The organism is Streptomyces sp. CA-106110, assembly GCF_050936285.1.
Lineage (GTDB): Bacteria > Actinomycetota > Actinomycetes > Streptomycetales > Streptomycetaceae > Streptomyces.
On record NZ_JBNJNB010000001.1, the window covers coordinates 813,688 to 827,493 of the forward strand.

Below are 13,806 nucleotides of genomic sequence, written 5' to 3' on the forward strand. Positions count from 1 at the left end.
CCTGGAGCGTCAAGGTGTGTCCGACTGTTGCTCAGGCTCGGGTGGAGCCTGAGCCGGGTCCCGGTCAGGCATCCGTCGACCGCGTCACGGCGGTGCCCGGGGCGACTGTAGGTCGTTACGGACATTTCGGATGGGGTACGACACCGCCGCATCGCACGGTCCACAAGAACTCACACGCTGGGCAGGAGAAGACACGAGCGGCAGCGGAGGGCGCATTCCTCATCGCGTATCCACATCAAGCCGGGCATCAAACCGCCGAAGGACCAGAGGGATCTTCCCCGCCCCCTCAGGCCGTCCCGAGCAGATGAGCGGTCTCACCCACGCCGTCGCCGCACTGCCCTCCCAGCGGACCCCCCTCCCCCGGTGGCCTTCACGCATGAACACACCGCCCGCACCACGCCCTCGAAGTGCCACGGCCAACCGTGCACGAGGCCTCCAGGAAGATGCCGAAGTTGTACATGAGGGCCACAGGATTGAACGATGACGCCAACGCTCCTTGATCATTCGACAGGAGTCCCCATCAGCCAGTACCGTACAAAAACCTCAAGGGCGACAACGGTGTCACCGACTTGTAACCACATCGATTTCCCATCGACCGCTCTATGCGCTCGACAAGAATGCCGGCTAGAGCGGCCGAAAAGAGGCACAGATGAGTGACCAGAAGCCGGAAGACTTCGCGGAAGCTCCCCTGAATTCCAGCCGCGCAACAGATTTCAAGACCAGCATGAACCTTTCGGCTCGGCAAATCGGGGATACCAAGCGCATCTTCCAGGAATGGGAAGGCGGCCCATTCTCACACCTCAAGCGCGTCACCATCCCCCACCATCTCGCTTCGCGTGGTTTCAAATTCTCCGCAAACGGCCATCTATTCGATAGCCTCCTATCGGTCAAAGTGTACTGTGATTCATTGACAGGAATCTCGGGGAACGATCTGGACCAGGACCCAATCGTGGCCGACCTGGTAACCTCTGGCCAGATCAATTTCACGGGAAAGACGGGAACCCACTCTGTCACCCCCGGCCAGATCTGCATCCGGGACACAAAAGCCTCTTGGGAGTTCTTTTGCGCGCCGGCCACCCGTCTGCGCGTCGTGACAATCCCGCGGCACCTGGTGCTTTCACGCGTCGGATCACCTCAGATACTCGGCCAGGCGTACACCTCGGATGTTTCAGCCCCCGAGGTTCGCTTCCTCGTGAACTTCTTGGAAGCGATCGAGAAAAGCAGCAGCGATCTCGACCGCTCGATCTCCACGCAGAATATTGCATTGGACGCCTGCGCGGCTCTGTTTTCAGGAATGCTTTCCGAGCGTTCCGAACTGGGCCTGCAGGATCACCCGAACGCCACGGTGAATGCTGCGAAGAACGTCATCGAAAGAAACATCGAGAGAGCTGATCTGTCCCCCGCGATGGTTGCCCAAATGATCGGGGTCTCCGTTCGCACTTTGCACAGATCATTTTCGGAATCGAATGATTCCCTCATGGCCTTCGCTCGCCGACGACGCCTGCAAAAGGCTCACGGTGAGCTCATGAGGCTGGGCAGCACAGCCAGCATTTCCGAAATCGCCGCATGTTGGCAATTTTCGGATTCAAGTCACTTCATCAGACACTTCAAGTCATTCTACGGAACCACTCCGGCCGCCTACCTGAGAAACTACGGCAAGGCAGGCAGTGAGAATTGATATTCAAAGGCGCTCGGACGGTGGATGAGTCTCGTTGACGGGTGGATACCCTGGGCTTGACCGCGACGGATGACGGACAAGGAGCTCTTTCCAACCTCGCAGCGGCGAGTCTGCCCATGACTCGTAGTGCTGTGCTGACGTCCGTGCGCAGCTGTTTGTGGACATCACTCCGGAACGGGATACGCGCGATGCCCAGGCGGCGCAGGAGGACTGGGTGCGCGGTGACGCGACGCGCAGCTTCCGCCTGGAGCACTGGGAGTACGACGCCGACCGGATCGACGGGTTCGACCACGACATCGATGCGGTGCTGGTGCGCGCCGCCTCGACGGCGGACGAGTCCGCGCTCGAGGACGCGCTCGCCCTCTGGGGGCTGCGGCCGGATTGCTTCGGCTACCCGTGGGAAAGCGATGACCCCCGGTAAGACCTGCTCGCCCCTACGCATGCATGGTGAAGCATCAGAACAGCCTGCACGAGATCGGTCGTCCGGGTGGTGCTGCATCTACCCGCGGCTTCACCGCTCCACTAGGCCGACTTCCGAACCCGCTGGACGGGTTGGAAAGGGCTCAAGGTGTCGCTTCCGCTGCCTGTAGCAGAGCGTGCGAGAACACGGCGGTCGACCGGGGAGAACTACTGGCTCGAGGCGCGCCGGAGACGGAATCCTCGGGGGAAACCCCTCGTCCGTCTCCGGCGCTCTGCCCCACGCGCCCTTCTCCCTGGCGCGCGGTTGTCGCTTACGCGCGGTGGTACTGGTCCGGGGTCGCGACCTCACCACCGAGCTCGACGGCGGCGTGGCGTGCCCAGTACGGGTTGCGAAGCAGTTCACGCCCGAGCAGCACCGCGTCCGCCTTGCCCGCGGCGACGATGGCCTGCGCCTGGGTGGGATCGGTGATCAGACCGACGGTCGCCACCGGCATGTCGGTCTCCGAGCGAACTCGTTCGGCGAAGGGCAGCTGGTAGTCGGGCCCCACGGGAATCGTCACGTCTGCCACGTTGCCGCCGGTCGACACGTCGAACAGGTCGACTCCCCGGGCGCGGAGTTCCTTGGCCAGGCGCACCGTCTCGTCCGCGGTCCAGCCCTCGCGCGCATCGCCGTTCTCTTCGAGCCAGTCGGTGGCGGAGATACGGAAGAACACCGGCAGGTCCTCGGGCCACACCGCACGCACGGCTTCAACGACCTCGATGGCGAAGCGGGTGCGTCCCTCGAAGGAACCGCCGTACTCGTCGGTGCGCCGGTTGCTGAACGGAGACAGGAACTGATGGATCAGGTACCCGTGCGCACCATGAATCTCAGCCACCTGGAACCCCGCGTCCAAAGCGCGCCGGGCCGCGTCCGCGAACTCTCGTACGACAGCTCCGATCTGCTCCACCGTCAGTTCCTCGGGAGTCGCCGCGTCCGGCAGCATCGGGATCCCGCTCGGGGCCACGGGCGTCCACCCGTACTGCTCCTCGGGCGCGATCGGCGCTCCGCGGTTGACCCAGGTCCGCTCGGTCGAGGCCTTGCGGCCGGCGTGGGCAAGCTGGATCCCCGCGACGGTGCCCTGAGACTTCAGGAAGTCCGTGATCCGATGGAATGCCTGCACCTGGGTGTCGTTCCAGATGCCGAGGTCGTAGGGGCTGATTCGGCCCTCCGGGCTCACCGCGGTGGCCTCGGTGATGATCAGGCCAGTGCCTCCGGTCGCCCGCGCGGCGAGGTGCGTGAAGTGCCAGTCGTTCGGCACACCCGCGAGTTCACCTTCCGGTGCTGCGCTGTATTGGCACATCGCGGCCATCCAGATGCGGTTCGGAATGGTCAGCGATCGAACGTGATAGGGCTCGAAGAGCGTACTCACAAAAGGTCTCTCCTGTAGTGCGACAAGCGGCCCCGCGGTGGCCGCGCGGCCGAACGGCGGAGTGGATCTCCGGCCGCTCTTGGTTGCGATCCGCATACTTGCAAACGCACTCTATAGGCGTGTGCATTCCTTGTCGGGCAGAGAATTTCCGGTGCCCGACAGTCGTCGCCCCGTGACGATGCGCAGTCGCGCAGGGCCGGGGCGGATCAGGCCGGCGACGTCAGGATCAGCGCGGCTGGCCCGGCCCGCCGGACGAGCCCGGCAGCGGACACGTCTTCCGAGGGCGCGTGGGCGTCGTTCCCGGCAGCGCCCAGCCCATCAGTACCGGGCTGCCCGCTGCGGCGGCGAAGGTGCCGTCGCCGTTCGCTGCTCCCAGCTCCTCACTGAGCAGGCTCGCGCAGCGCCCGTCCGGACCGGCCCGGCCGCCTCGGGGCTGCGGGCGAAGACGGGCCGGTTCCAGTCACCACTCACGGTGACGGGTGCGGTCATCGGCGGCTACCAGATGGCTGAGGGTGGCGCCGATGCGTTCCTTCTCGGCCATCGAGGAAGCCCGGCGTCGATCTCCGCGACCGCACGACCGGCGGTGACGCTCGGCCGCGTGCCTGCCGGCAGGCACCGCGCGCGGCCTTTCGCGCTCTCGGCGACACCCCTGGTGCTGCGACCGGAAGCCTTCACCGGTTGGTGGTGTCTCTTGTGCCAGGTAGCTTCATTCCAGAGGGTCGGGTCTCTGGAGGCGGGCCATGAACTGGGACGATAATCGCCACTGGCATGGGATCTTCTACGTCAACAAGGCTGATCCACGGCTCGCCGTTCCCAAGCGCATCGGATGGGGCCGGACCTTGAACTACGGCCACCCGATGGCCTGGGTCTGGACGTTCGGCGCTCCCCTCGCCGTGGGAGTGATCGTCTACCTGGGCAAACACTGACGCCACGGTGCTGCGCACCTCGCGATATCCCGCTGACCTGCTTGGGGAGCAGCCGGCTTTGACGTTCGGTCGTGACTACTCAGGCTGGTGAAGGTTTCCGGTCACAGCACTGGCCGTCGGCAGCGTCGCCACGCCGTCCCGTCCGTCAGATCGTGGCCGTGTCGATCACGAAGCGGTACCGCACATCGCTCTTGAGTACGCGCTCATACGCCTCGTTGATCTGGTCGGCGCGGATCAGTTCTATCTCTGCGCCGATGCCGTGCTCGGCGCAGAAGTCCAGCATTTCCTGGGTCTCCGCGATGCTGCCGATGTTGGAGCCGGCCATGGTCTTGCGGCCGGTGACGAGGGAGAAGAGGTCCAGGGAGATCGGCTCCTCCGGCAGGCCGACGTTCACCAGGGCGCCGTCGGTCTTCAGCAGGGACATGTAGGCGCCGTAGTCGAGCGGGGCCGAGACGGTGGAGAGGATGAGGTCGAAGGTGCCCTCCAGCTCCTCGTAGGTCGTCGGATCGCTGGTCGCGCGGTAATGGTCGGCGCCCAGGCGCAGGCCGTCGTCCTTCTTGCGCAGGGACTGGGAGAGGACCGTGACTTCGGCGCCGAGCGCGTGGGCGATCTTGACGGCCAGGTGGCCCAGGCCGCCCAGGCCCAGCACCGCCACCTTCCGGTCGGGACCGGCGCCCCAGTGCCGAAGCGGGGAGTAGGTGGTGACGCCGGCGCACAGAAGCGGCGCGGCGACGTCCAGGGCAAGGCCGTCGGGGATGCGCACCACATAGTTCTCGTCGACGACGATCGCCTGGGAGTAACCGCCGTAGGTAGGCTCGCCGTCCTTGTCGAGTGCGTTGTACGTATCGACCTTGCCGCCGCCACCCGTGCAGTACTGCTCCTGGCCGGCCTTGCAGTTGTCGCAGCTTCGGCAGGAGTCCACCATGCAGCCGACACCCACGCGGTCGCCGACCTGGAACTTGGTGACGCCTGGGCCGACTTCCCGTACGACACCTGCGATCTCGTGGCCGGGAACCATGGGGAAGATCGCCTCGCCCCAGCCCGCGCGTGCCTGGTGGATGTCGGAGTGGCAGATGCCTGCGTACTTGATGCCGATCAGGACGTCGAACTCGCCCACCGCGCGACGCTCGATGGTGGTGCGCTCCAGCGGAGACTTGGGAGCGCGCGCGGCATAGGCAGTAGTGGTGGTGGTCATACGAGAGGTTCCCTAAATGATTGGTTCCGATGTAGTCCGGGGTCGCATGGCATGAGCAACCTGGTAGGTGCGCTGATCCGGCGGTCGGGTGGTTGGTGGCCAGGCCTCTTGGCGCGACGCCTGTCGGCAGATCGGCTCAGAACTTTTCGTGTGTGAGGCCTTGTTCGCGACCTGCGGCTGCGCGGAGCGGGGCGGGACCCCGCCCGTCAGGGACGCGACGAAGCCGGGATCAGCGGTCGGTGAGTGCGGCAACGACCCTTTCGGCCAGCGGCTCGCTGGAGGCGGGGTTCTGGCCGGAGAACAGGTTTCCGTCGACGACGACGTTCGCCTTCCAAGCCTCTGGCGCGGAACGAACGACGGCGCCGCGTGCTGTGAGCACGGTCTCGACCAGCCACGGTGCTCGGTGGGCGGTGCCGTTGAGCCGCTCCTCCTCGTTGGTGAAGACGGTCAGGGTGCGTCCGGCGAACAGCCAGCGTCCGCCCGGCAGGTTCGCCGACAGCAGTGCGGCGGGGCCGTGGCACACCGGGGCGATGATCTTCCCGGCGGCGTCGGCCTCGATGAGGATGCGGCAGAGGTCGGGGTCGTGGGCCAGGTCCTCCATGGGACCGTGCCCGCCGGGCAGGAAGATCGCGTCGTAGTCGGCCGTGTCGATGTCGGACAGCGTCCTGGGGTGGGCGAGCGCTTCGGCCGCATCTTCGATGTAAGCGGCGAAGGCGTCCGCCTCGGGACCGGCTACCTCGGGCCGCAGGCTCACGGGGTCGGCGGTCGGCTTACCGCCCTTCGGGGCAGCGATGTCGACGGTGAACCCGGCCTGCGTGAGGATGCGGTGCGGAACCACGAACTCCTCGGCCCAATAGCCGCTGGGGTGCTTGCTGCCGTCTGTCAGCGTCCAGTAGTCGACGCCAGACAGCACTATCAGGATCCGGGCCATATCGGCACTCACTTTCTTCAGGGGGATGCCACCTGGGGCTCAGTGGTAAGGAGGCGATCGGGGTGCGGCCGGGTCATCAGACCTGGTAGTTACCGGGCTGGCCTCCGCAATCCAGAACACCACGCGGCCTCCGGCCCGCGGAGGCCGCTTCCCGGCCCTGACCTGCCAGGGAATCGGTTGCATAGGACTCAGCGACCCCCCTTCCCTGGTCGACCGCGGAATACCGCGGGCGCAGAATGAAGGCATGGCCAGAAACGTCGAGCTCAGCGAGTTCTTGCGCCGGTCCCGAGCTCGCATCACCCCCGAGTCGGCCGGGCTTCCCGAGCGAGGGGCCTACCGGCGGGTGCCGGGGCTGCGCCGCGAGGAGGTCGCCCACCTGGCCGGGGTGAGCACCGATTACTACACGCGCCTGGAGCAGGGGCGGCAGATCACCCCCTCCACCGGGGTGCTGGAGGCCGTGGCCGGCGCGCTGCGGCTCGACCCTGCCGAACGCGCCCACCTCTTCGACCTCGCCGGTTCCAAACCCAGCAGTTCCCGCCGCTCCGCACCGGTCGTACAGCGTGTCCGGCCCCTGGTACGCCGGTTCCTGGACTCCTTCACCGACCAGGCCGGCTTCATCCTCGGACGCCGCACCGACGTGCTGGCCACCAACCACCTCGCCCGCGCCCTTCTGACCGACTTCGAGGCGATGCCCGCGCGTGAGCGCAACCTCGCCCGCTGGATCCTGCTGGACGAGGCTGCCCGCTCGCTGTACCCGGACTGGGAACAGATCGCCGCCGAGATGACCGCGATCCTGCGCATGGACGCGGGCCGTCACCCCGACGACACCCGCACAGCCGAGTTGGTGGGTGAGCTGGCGGTGAAGAGCCAGCACTTCCGCCGCTGGTGGGCCGACCACAAGGTCTTCGACCGCACGCACGGCCGCAAACGCCACCACCACCCCATCGTCGGCGACCTGACCGTCGACTATCAGGCCTTCGCGCTGCCGGGCGAGGCCGACCAGACCCTGTTCCTGTACCTGCCGGCCCAAGACCAGGCGTCCCAGGACGCCTGGAAGCTGCTCGCCAGTTGGAGCGCCAAGGAACCAGCAGTTCCCGGGGGTACGAGCAGCCACAGCAGCGCCTCCGGGCGCGGCGCGCACCCTCGGCGACTTGATTAGCTCTCTCGTTGGCGCTGGAACGGGCTCGCCTCGTGTTGGACGAACCGATTTCTCGGCATCACGTGCGGCTGTGCGGATCGACTCGACCGTGGCGCATCCCGGCTGAACTTGGGAGGCCGGTCCGTTTCAACACAGCATCATGTGCAGCCCGTCAAAGCCATCGCTCTACAACTTCGCGGCGGTGTCGGCGACTTCGAAGTCCGAGGCATCCGTCCCCGACTCGTCGGGCCACGACATCCAGGACTTGAAGTCGGCACGTCAGCCGACCTGGAACGATACGCAGTCCAGCCCTGTCCGGGATGCGAGGAATCCGAGACGTAGGTGGCCCAGCTGATCTGATAGCCGGCGACCGCGTCGAACTGGGCGAGGAACGGATCCACTGGAAGCCGCCGAGGTCGAAGGAGCCTGGCGGGGACTGCGGGTTCAGCAGGACACCCAGCGCGAGGCCGACACCGTCAAAGCCGTGATCTCAACGGACTGCGCGCTGTGCGCGGCGTTTGGCCAGCGCCATCCGGACCAGGTAGGGGGGCGTGGGCGGGACCCAGCCGAGTTGCTCCGCCATGCCGATGTCGTCGCGGTTCGCCCAGTGTTCGATGATCAGGCCATCGGCCATCCGGAACCAGTGAGACTGGGTGACCGCGAAGGATCGGCCGGTGGCCGGCATGGCCTGCGCGACCTCGGCGTTCTCGCCGTAGCTGATGAAATCGCCCAGTTGACGGCCTGACATGGTGACATGCAGGACGACCAGATCCCCCGATGTCGCCGCGTCATGGAACTCGAAGCGCAGGTCGGCGAAGGCGGAGCGCAGCCACAGGGCTGTCGCCACGAAGGCGGCCGGACCCTTGGTGCGGCAGGCGGGTGGTTCGCCCTTGGCCTCGCGGTTCGTCGCGTCGGGATGGATCACGGCGGCGAGCTCGGAAAGGTCGCCCTCGCTCATGATCGATATGGACCTGCGGCAGAGCTCAGCGTGTGCGGCGATGGCCTCCACGACTCCCCCCCGATATGATTACAGTCGAACTGTATTGAAGACGGGAAGACTGTAAGGAATGTCTGAGCGTGACGTCAAGGGCAAACGGCAGTACGACAACACCGCCCGTGCCAAGCAGGCCGGAGCGACCCGCCATCGGATCCTCGAAGCCGCCTACCAGCTGATCATCACCAACGGTTACGCGGGCACCACGATCAAAGCGGTCGCCGCCGAGGCCGGGGTCTCCGCCGAGACCGTCTACAAGGCGTTCGGCACCAAAGCGAAGCTGGTCAAGGATGTCTACGACGTGACGCTGAGCGGCGACGAGGAATCGGTCCCCATGGTCGAGCGTCCGGAGTTCCAGGCGCTGATCGCCGAACCTTCGGCCCGCGGCAAACTCGTCCACTACGCCGCTGTGTGCCGGATGGTCTCCAGCCGACTCGGTTTGCTGCTCGACGTCCTTCTCTCGGGTGCCAAGGGGGGCGATCCGGACCTCCGTGAGTTCGCCGAGACGATCAAGCAAGAACGCCTCCTGGGTGCCACGGCGATCGTCCGGCAGGTCCTGCAGACTGGCGGCGCGCGGGCCGGCCTCGACGCCGACAGGGCCCGTGATCTGATCTGGACATTGAACTCGCCGGAGGTCTATCAACTCCTGTGCCGCGAGCGCGGCTGGACCGATGACGAATACGAGGACTGGCTCGCCGGGAGCTTCATCGCTGCGCTCATCGGCTGACACCGAGAACGGGGCATCATCCAGCGACGCGACCAGGACCGCCCGCCCAGAGCGACGCCGCTGCCGACCTGCCTGTGACGGGCATCCTGCGCATCGCGACGGCTTTATTCCTTCCTGAAGTTGGCGGGGTATGTGTTGAGGCACGGAACGCGTCAAGGCCGCACCCGGGGCTGGGGTGCGGCCGCCAAATCTGTGGTCTGTCTGGGCGCGGTCAGTTCTCCGAGGGGATGCACGCGGCGATCTCCTGAGCCATCCGGTCCGCCTCGCGCATGCCGGACTCGCGCCTCAGAGTGTCGACAACGGTAAATGTGACCTGTGACCTGCAGGAACTGTCGACGCAGTCAAGTCGTGCGCTCAGCGCATACGACCCCAGAGCGGTTGATCTCTTGTCTGATAACGTCGGCTGGCGAATCGCGCCATTGCCGGGCTTACCTCCTGCCGGGCGGTGATGACAGAAGGAGGCCCGGTGCTCGGTGCCCTCGGGATCAGTGAGTTCGAAGAGCGGGTCTACCGCACGCTCCTGGCCAAGCCGGACCTGACGGCGCGGGAGATCGCGGAGGACCTTGGCGCCACCTCCAGCCGAATACGGCATGCGGTGGCCCGGTTGGTGGAACTGGGCGTGCTGCGCACAGAAGGACACGGCCAGTACCGGCCGGTCAGCCCGCGGACCGCGTTGAGCGCACTGCTCGCCAAACGCCGAGCCGATTCCGAAGCGGCGTTCGCCGCAGTGGGAGACGTGGTCGATGACCTGGCAAGCGAGTACCGCGCCAGCCGACTGCAGGAGCATCCGACCGAGTTGGTGGAGGTGATCACTGGTGAGGCGGCCATCACCCTGCGGGTCGCCGAGCTGACCCAATCGATCCGCACCCACTTCTGGGTGCTGGACCGGCCACCGTACCTGGGCCCGTACAGCACCGAGTTGGAGGAGACCTTCACGAGGGATCTGCTGGACCGCGGCGTCGACATACGGTCCGTGTACAGCCCCGAGGCGCTGGAGCAACATGGCAGATTCGAACTGATCACCCGCCTTGCTCGGCTCGGCGAGCAGGCCCGGCTCCTGTCGACCGTGCCGTTCAGGCTTCGGATCATGGACCGTCGTGTCGCACTGGTCGCACTGATCGGAGGACGGTACGACAGAATCGCCGTCGTCCATCAATCGGGTCTGCTCGACGCACTCCTCGAGCTGTTCGACGTCTACTGGCAACGGGCGCAACCCATTGTCTCGACGGCTCCGGTGACCCCCGACCAGCCGAGCACGGATGATCTCCTGCTGCTGAGAATGTTGCAAGCGGGCTACAAAGACCAGGCGATCGCCCGGCAACTGGGCACGAGCGCGCGCACCGTGACCCGCCGGATCGCCACGATCGCCTCCCGCCTCGGCCTCGAGACCCGCTTCCAGGTGGGCGCCGAAGCCGCCAAGCGAGGCTGGATCTGAGCCCGACGAACGACGCCGTGCCACTTCTGTGGCGATGCGCGTCGAGTGGGCGCGGCGTACGCCGCGCCGGTGCGGTAGGACCGCGGACAGCGTGATCTTCCTGGTTCACGCGCCAACCCCTGGGATGCGAACAGAGCGCTCGCCAGTACTCGGTGATGCCGGAGATTCGGCAGTAGGACGGGCGGGACCGCGGGTGGCGGCCCCGCCCCTGTGACGGGCAGAGGGCGGTTGCTTCAGCCCGAAGGCGCGGATCATGCTCTGGGTGACGCTGTTGCCCCGGTTGTCGTGCGCGGAAGCGCGCAAAGTGACGTACGCGGCGTGGGCTGGGGCGTGCAGTCCGGTCTTCCAGCCATCACCGATGTTCTCTTGGGCTGCATGCCACCGGCAGGGCGACCTGCTGTCGGGGCCAGAGGCCGGCTTCGGTCCAGTCCCGCAGGCGGCGCCAGGCGGTCACTCCCGGATGCCCGACCCCGTGGCTTCACGAAGCGGGCCAGGTCTCCGGGAGATGGTGACCGCCGTCCGCCACCAGAACCGTGCCGGTGACGAAGGAAGCCGATTCATGCGCCAAGAACAGCACGCACGCCGCGATCTCCTCCGCCGTGCCGCTGCGCCCGAACGGTCCCGCCACGGCGGCCGCGGCCTCGAACTCCAGCTGCGAACCGGTTGCCACATAACCGGGAGCCACGATGTTCACCGTCACGCCATCCCTGATGACTTCGAGGGCGAGCGCCTGGGACAGCCCCACCAACCCGGCCTTCGCCGCTGTATAGGTGGCCTGGCCCGGCATGGCAGTGACCGTTCCCGTGGTGGAGCCGACCGAGACGATCCGGCCGTATCCAGCCGCCCTCATGGTGGGCACCACGGCGCGGCACATCAGGAAGGCCGTCGTCAGATTACGGGCCAGAGCCGCGTTCCAGTCCGCCAATGACAGCGCGGCGACATCCCCATCAGCATCCCAACCCGAGGTCACCGACGTCATGCCCGCATTGTTCACCAGCACATCAACCCGACCCCATCGCTCGACCGCGGCGTGCAGCACGGCATCCGCACTGCCTTCGAGGGTCAGGTCGGCAACCGCGCCCACCGCAGTCTCGCCCAATTCCGCGGCACGCTCGTGGATCCGCTCGGAGGTCGCGCACAACACGACCCGTCCGCCCTCCGCGACAAGTCCCCGCGCCACGGCGGCACCGATCCCGTCCGGAGCTCCAGCGCCCGTGACGATTGCCACCCGGTCCTGAAAACGAGCCATGTGAACCAACCAATGTGTGCGATGTAGATGTGAGGAGCAGGCTTTGGCGGATGAGGATCGCGGCAAGCGCATTCACCACCGAGGGACGATCCGCCCTTGGGTATACGCGGCGATCACAAAGGAATCTACCGTCCGCCGTCGGTCGTGTGGCACCGCTGAGATTCTCAGTCGTTCTGCGGATACCAGCGCAGTTCCACGGTGTTACCGTCCGGGTCCTGCACGTAGAGAGAGACCGCGATGCCCTGGGCGCCGAAGCGCTCGCCGGGACCGTCCACCACTGTGAAGACCCCGGAATCGATGACCTGTTGCCAGTCGAGCGGCTCGACCACCAGGCAGATGTGGTCGACATTGGAGCCCTCCGGCCGCTCGGCGGGCGCCTCGACCAAGTCGATGATGGTGGTGGGGCTCACCCGCACGGAAGGGAAGGGCGCCTTACCGGCCCGCCACTCCCCCACCCGTACTGGTTGCAGGCCCAGATGGCCGGTGTAGAAGGCGAGCGAACGCTCCATGTCGGCAACATTCAGGACGAGGTGGTCAAAGCCGATCACGCGCATGAGTATCTCCCCCGGGGGGCCGAGGCGCTTGGGGCGCCGGTGGAAGTACGACGGCCGGCGGCTTCGGGGCCTCGCCGGACCGGGGCGGTGGCCCGTCGTCCGGCGACCGTGATCCGCCACCGCGTTCAGCATGGCCGACCCGCTGTCCATGGGTCCAACGCACCTTTGTCATCTGATCCATCGTGTTTCACGATGGATCAATGGATCTCCAGCAGATGCGCTACGTCCTCGCGGTGGCGGAGACCGCCAGCTTTACCCGCGCCGCCGAGCGGTGTCACATCGTCCAGTCCGCGCTTAGCCATCAAGTGGCCCGGCTGGAGAAGGAACTGGGTGCCCGGCTGTTCGATCGGACGAGCCGCCGGGTGCGGCTGACCTCCGCCGGAGAGGCGTTTCTGCCGGCCGCCCGCGAGGCCCTGGAAGCGACCGAGCGGGCCCGGTCGGAGGTGGCGGCGGCCACCGGCAGGATTCAGGGCAAACTGACCGTTGGGTCGATCCCCACCGTGGCGGCCGTCGATCTCCCAGCGGTGCTCCGGGACTACCGCCTGCGCTACCCCCAGGTACGGATCAGTCTTCGGGGGGGCTCCAGCGAGAGCCTCGTCGAGCAGGTGCGCGACGGCAATCTGGACGCTGCATTCCTCGGCGTCCAGTCCGGATTCCGGCCGCAGGGCGTCCATGACAAGGAACTCGCCCACGGCCGGCATGTCGCGATTGTGGCCCCGGACCATCCATTGGCCAGAGAAGCCGAGGTGAACCTTCGCCTCCTCGCCGACGAGGTGTTCGTGGACTTCGCCGACGGCAGCGCCGCCCGCGCCCAGTCGGACCAGGCGTTCGCGGCGGCCGGCCTGCGGCGCGAGGTCGCCTTCGAGGTGTCCGGCGTCGAGCTCATGGTCCGCATGGTCCGCCATGGATTGGGCATCGCCCTGCTGCCCGAGACGTTCACCGCTGAACTGCACGGACTGCGGCGAGTAGCGATCGCCGACGGGCCAGTACGGGTGGAGCGCCTCATCTGGAGCCGACTCACCCCGTCACCCGCGGCCTCCGCTTTCCTCTCCCTGCTGGGCGTCTGAACACGTCCCCGATCGCATGACCACTTGAGGATTTCCGGCGGATCATCAGCGCAGCCATGGCCGAATCGCGGCGACAGGACCGC

At 66.6% G+C, this 13,806-nt stretch carries 13 protein-coding genes; 7 read left to right on the forward strand and 6 right to left on the reverse strand.

Going from position 1 to position 13,806, the window contains the following annotated elements; genetic code table 11:
- Positions 1 to 649: 649 nt before the first annotated feature.
- Positions 650 to 1,678 carry a helix-turn-helix transcriptional regulator gene (locus ACQEXA_RS03960; protein ID WP_433128699.1) on the forward strand — a complete coding sequence of 343 codons (1,029 nt, stop codon included), beginning with the start codon at positions 650 to 652 and terminating at the stop codon, positions 1,676 to 1,678.
- 157 nt (positions 1,679 to 1,835) lie between these two features.
- Complete coding sequence (locus ACQEXA_RS03965) at positions 1,836 to 2,099, forward strand: hypothetical protein (RefSeq protein WP_432937213.1); 264 nt, start codon at positions 1,836 to 1,838, stop codon at positions 2,097 to 2,099.
- Between the two features lie 310 nt (positions 2,100 to 2,409).
- On the opposite strand, the gene ACQEXA_RS03970 is transcribed toward ACQEXA_RS03965, so the two are convergent.
- Positions 2,410 to 3,507, reverse strand: coding sequence for an NADH:flavin oxidoreductase/NADH oxidase (locus ACQEXA_RS03970; RefSeq protein WP_432937210.1), 1,098 nt, complete (start codon positions 3,505 to 3,507; stop codon positions 2,410 to 2,412).
- A gap of 740 nt (positions 3,508 to 4,247) precedes the next feature.
- Here ACQEXA_RS03970 and ACQEXA_RS03975 point away from each other — a divergent pair.
- Positions 4,248 to 4,433: a DUF5808 domain-containing protein gene (locus ACQEXA_RS03975; RefSeq protein ID WP_432937208.1), complete on the forward strand. Its 186-nt coding sequence runs from the start codon at positions 4,248 to 4,250 to the stop codon at positions 4,431 to 4,433.
- A 145-nt stretch (positions 4,434 to 4,578) separates the two neighbouring features.
- Here the strand turns inward: ACQEXA_RS03975 and ACQEXA_RS03980 are convergent, their stop codons facing one another.
- Together ACQEXA_RS03980 and ACQEXA_RS03985 are read right to left on the reverse strand one after the other, a co-directional pair.
- Complete coding sequence (locus ACQEXA_RS03980; RefSeq protein ID WP_432937206.1) at positions 4,579 to 5,628, reverse strand: NAD(P)-dependent alcohol dehydrogenase; 1,050 nt, start codon at positions 5,626 to 5,628, stop codon at positions 4,579 to 4,581.
- A 229-nt stretch (positions 5,629 to 5,857) separates the two neighbouring features.
- Entirely contained in the window at positions 5,858 to 6,559 is a 702-nt protein-coding gene (locus ACQEXA_RS03985) for a type 1 glutamine amidotransferase domain-containing protein (RefSeq protein ID WP_432937204.1), read from the reverse strand.
- A 244-nt stretch (positions 6,560 to 6,803) separates the two neighbouring features.
- Here ACQEXA_RS03985 and ACQEXA_RS03990 point away from each other — a divergent pair, with 244 nt between their 5' ends.
- Positions 6,804 to 7,718, forward strand: coding sequence for a helix-turn-helix transcriptional regulator (locus tag ACQEXA_RS03990; protein WP_433128702.1), 915 nt, complete (start codon positions 6,804 to 6,806; stop codon positions 7,716 to 7,718).
- Between the two features lie 469 nt (positions 7,719 to 8,187).
- Here the strand turns inward: ACQEXA_RS03990 and ACQEXA_RS03995 are convergent, their stop codons facing one another.
- Positions 8,188 to 8,706 carry an ester cyclase gene (locus tag ACQEXA_RS03995; protein ID WP_432937200.1) on the reverse strand — a complete coding sequence of 173 codons (519 nt, stop codon included), beginning with the start codon at positions 8,704 to 8,706 and terminating at the stop codon, positions 8,188 to 8,190.
- A 58-nt stretch (positions 8,707 to 8,764) separates the two neighbouring features.
- On the opposite strand from ACQEXA_RS03995, the gene ACQEXA_RS04000 reads away from it, so the two are divergent.
- Both ACQEXA_RS04000 and ACQEXA_RS04005 read left to right on the forward strand, forming a co-directional pair.
- Positions 8,765 to 9,418, forward strand: a complete 654-nt coding sequence (locus ACQEXA_RS04000; RefSeq protein ID WP_432937198.1) for a TetR/AcrR family transcriptional regulator — start codon at positions 8,765 to 8,767, stop codon at positions 9,416 to 9,418.
- A 466-nt stretch (positions 9,419 to 9,884) separates the two neighbouring features.
- Positions 9,885 to 10,853: a helix-turn-helix domain-containing protein gene (locus tag ACQEXA_RS04005; protein ID WP_433128704.1), complete on the forward strand. Its 969-nt coding sequence runs from the start codon at positions 9,885 to 9,887 to the stop codon at positions 10,851 to 10,853.
- A 478-nt stretch (positions 10,854 to 11,331) separates the two neighbouring features.
- On the opposite strand, the gene ACQEXA_RS04010 is transcribed toward ACQEXA_RS04005, so the two are convergent.
- Together ACQEXA_RS04010 and ACQEXA_RS04015 are read right to left on the reverse strand one after the other, a co-directional pair.
- Positions 11,332 to 12,081: an SDR family NAD(P)-dependent oxidoreductase gene (locus ACQEXA_RS04010; protein WP_433128705.1), complete on the reverse strand. Its 750-nt coding sequence runs from the start codon at positions 12,079 to 12,081 to the stop codon at positions 11,332 to 11,334.
- Positions 12,082 to 12,266: 185 nt separating this feature from the next.
- On the reverse strand, positions 12,267 to 12,656 hold the full coding sequence (locus ACQEXA_RS04015) for a VOC family protein (RefSeq protein ID WP_432937191.1): 390 nt from the start codon (positions 12,654 to 12,656) through the stop codon (positions 12,267 to 12,269).
- Positions 12,657 to 12,856: 200 nt separating this feature from the next.
- Here ACQEXA_RS04015 and ACQEXA_RS04020 point away from each other — a divergent pair, with 200 nt between their 5' ends.
- Complete coding sequence (locus ACQEXA_RS04020; RefSeq protein WP_432937189.1) at positions 12,857 to 13,723, forward strand: LysR family transcriptional regulator; 867 nt, start codon at positions 12,857 to 12,859, stop codon at positions 13,721 to 13,723.
- Positions 13,724 to 13,806 lie beyond the last annotated feature (83 nt).